4 protein-coding genes are annotated in these 2,845 nt (G+C 62.7%); all 4 read right to left on the bottom strand.

Features of this window, described 5'->3' with window-relative positions; all coding sequences use genetic code 11:
• Positions 1-760, bottom strand: a 760-nt coding sequence (locus M0954_RS12185) for a heavy metal-binding domain-containing protein (protein ID WP_297353445.1), incomplete at its 3' end; no start/stop codon positions are given.
• A 24-nt stretch (positions 761-784) separates the two neighbouring features.
• Positions 785-1,669, bottom strand: coding sequence for a heavy metal-binding domain-containing protein (locus M0954_RS12180; RefSeq protein WP_297353443.1), 885 nt, complete (start codon positions 1,667-1,669; stop codon positions 785-787).
• A 30-nt stretch (positions 1,670-1,699) separates the two neighbouring features.
• Positions 1,700-2,122, bottom strand: a complete 423-nt coding sequence (locus tag M0954_RS12175) for a hypothetical protein (RefSeq protein ID WP_297353441.1) — start codon at positions 2,120-2,122, stop codon at positions 1,700-1,702.
• Position 2,123: 1 nt separating this feature from the next.
• A partial coding sequence (locus M0954_RS12170) for a toxic anion resistance protein (protein WP_297353439.1) occupies positions 2,124-2,845 on the bottom strand: 722 nt, incomplete at its 5' end.

Genomic DNA, 2,845 nt, shown 5'->3' with positions numbered 1-2,845 from the left:
TGCCGATGGCGAAGAACTCGATTACATGGCTCTCCCAACGATACGACTTCTCGTGAATCATGGTGCCGATCACCCCTTCGGCCTTGGCGGTTTGCGCTTCGATCTGCATGCGCTCGATCGCCAGTTCGCGTGCGCTATAAATGGCCTGGGTGAACTGCTCCAGTTCGACGTTGCGGCCGGCCTGGTTGAACGCTTTCAGCATGCCGCGATGCGCGACGTGATACACGCAACTACCCATGACGAGCTCGATGGGCCGGTAGCCGGAATTCAGCAGAGTATAGAAATCCTGGCCTGAAAGGTCCGAGGTGAAGGGACCGCCGTCGTGAGCGCGAAAGCCCTTGGTGTCGTGATTGTGAACAACGCCTGTGCCGATCGCCACGAACTCCAGGATGTCCGCATCCCACTCGACATGCTTGATCTCGAGGCGTACGCCCACGATGCCGTCCGCACCCATGCCGCGGGCTTCCTCGCGCATGCGCGACATCGCCAGTTCACGAGCGTGGTACATCGCCTGAGACAGCACTTCCAGCTCCTGGTTCTTGTTCCACGAGCCGTACTGAATTCCGACGTGATAGATGCTGCTGCCGACGCACAAGCCAATCGGCTCGAAGCCGGCCTTGCGGACCAGCAGGAACTCGTTGACCGACAGGTCGGAGGTGAACACCGAGGTCGGATGAGCGGCGCTGCGTAGCCCTTGAAGGCGCGCTTTGGCGTTGGCGGGAAGCTGGGCGGTGACGTCTTGCATCGTGTTTTCAGGCATGTTTTTCCCTGAGGAGAAGAAGGTTCAGATACCGTCGCTATACGCGTTGTGGTGCTCGGAAGTGGAACGCAGGTTGTCGCGCTTGTCGCTGAGGTCAAGCACGAATTCGACCTCGTGAGGCACCGCGACGCCGCGCGGGCAATCGACCACCGTGCCCATCACGATGTGCCGGCCCAGCAGCGGGTTATTCCTCGACTCGCTTTCCAGGCGGATCAGTTGGCTAAACTGCAGTTGCGCAAGCACACCCGAACCCTGACGAGCCGCGTCCGCGCGAAGATCCGCGTGAGCGTGGCGGCGGATCCGCTCCCAGAAGGCCGTGGTCTGAAGCAAAGGCTGGTTGCCCCACCAGCCGCCACCGGTGTCGAGCGGACCGTTGCTCCATTCGAAACGCGCGCCGACGGCAAGGCCCACCGGGATGATGCCTGCCTCCAGCAACTGCATGAACTCCAGCGCCGGTACGGTCGAGATGACGGGCTCAGTGCTCGGCGACAAACCTTCGATGCGCACCGCCGTGCCGACCAGCGAGTAATCCATGCTGTTTTCGAGGTACAGGTCGACAGTCACCATCCTGACGTCGATCACCGCGTTGGCGCCCAGCGCAACCGCTTCCGCCTGCAGACGCTTGATGGCAGTGCGCCAGCCCTGCGCGTGCCCTTCTGTCCACGAGAATCCGTAGTGCATCCAGCACGTTGCGGCGATCGGCGCGAGCATTCTCAGGCCGTGGCTGCGCGCCAAAGCCATCTCTGGCGCGGTGAGAGTGGATACCCACGGCAGCGTGCCGCTTTTCGAATCCGCGAGACGCTGGTGCACCATATTCGGCACGCCGTCGGCGTCGAAAAAATCCGGCGTCGGGCTACGCGTCGTATTAGAGGTATTACTGGAACCAAACAGCGAAGTCAGCCAGCCCATCGGCGTCTCCTGCGTAAATGTTCGAGTGGATCAGAGTGCGGCCAGCAGCTCGGCCATCGCGCGCGCCTTCTCGGTGCGCTCGTGGACCTGCGTCATCAGGCCGGCCATCCAGGTGTGGGGATCGATTTCGCGGGTCGACAGCACAACGCCTTTGACCTTCTTTTCGATCTCGGTAGCGAGGTGCTGACCGTCTCTGAGGCGCATGGTATAGGTCTCGTTGTCGAACGCCACGGAGACACCGACAATTTCCTCAGTTTTCCGAAACAAGCCGCGCCGGACCCGGTGAACCTGCGAGTGGTTCGGCAACGCCTCGGAGATAATCAACGCGAAGCGCGAGAGGAAGCCGGCGCGATCGGCTTCGGCGTGGCGCAGCCACGCGGCGGCAAGGTCGAAGCTCAACGGCGTCGAGCCTGCGGCGAGGCCGCCGTCAAGGTCGGATCTGGATTCGGACACGTCACGCTCCCGGCGGCGCGGCGAGCGCCTGGGCCTGCACCCCGCGCATGCCTTCCACCAGCTTGTTGCGCACTTCGATCAGCTTTTGCTCGCGCTCGCGATCTTGCGCGAGAACCTGCTGCTCGATCGCGAGCACTTCTTTCATCGTTTCGACCGACTGGGTCGCCGCTGCCGCCAACGATTCCAGGTTGCGAGGGTCGCCGCCCAGACTGTGTGCTGCATCGACCGCCGCGTCATGTGCGCCTTGCACGGCGAGTTCGGTGATCCGGCGGGCCGCCTCGTCGAGCTTTTCGCTTTCTTCACCTGCGCGACGCGTATCGGCCTGCACCACCGCCTGCGCCGCTACGGCCATCAGGCGCGGAATCGTCACCATGATGCCGGTCGTGAGCTTGCTCACCCGTGTCTCGGCCGCTTTGCGGTTAGACGCAATCAACGGAATCAGCGTCGCAGCGGAAATCATCGCTTCGCGAAGATCGCTAATCCTGCCGCGGAAATTGCCCAGCGTGTTGCGGTAGTCCATGGCGATAGCGGCATCGCCGGCGGTGTTGGTGCGCAAGGCCACCTGGCGCAGTTGTTCCGCTTCGCTGACGCCGCGCTCCAATGCCACTTGCATCGCAGCAATGCCAATCGACAAACTGCTGACACCCTGCCGCACGGCCTTCGACTGTTCGTCGAGCTGTTGAATCGTGATCATCAGATCGGCCTTGGCGCGGCGCGCGCGGG

Source organism: Paraburkholderia sp. (genome assembly GCF_026225065.1).
GTDB lineage: Bacteria > Pseudomonadota > Gammaproteobacteria > Burkholderiales > Burkholderiaceae > Paraburkholderia.
The sequence above is the reverse complement of the archived record's forward strand: the minus strand, read 5'-3'. Positions and strand labels throughout refer to the sequence as shown.

What these genes read in the sequence shown, in the direction of transcription:
- M0954_RS12180 (WP_297353443.1), bottom strand. Translation starts at nt 1,669, where the DNA reads ATGGGCTGGCTGACTTCGCTGTTTGGTTCCAGTAATACCTCTAATACG.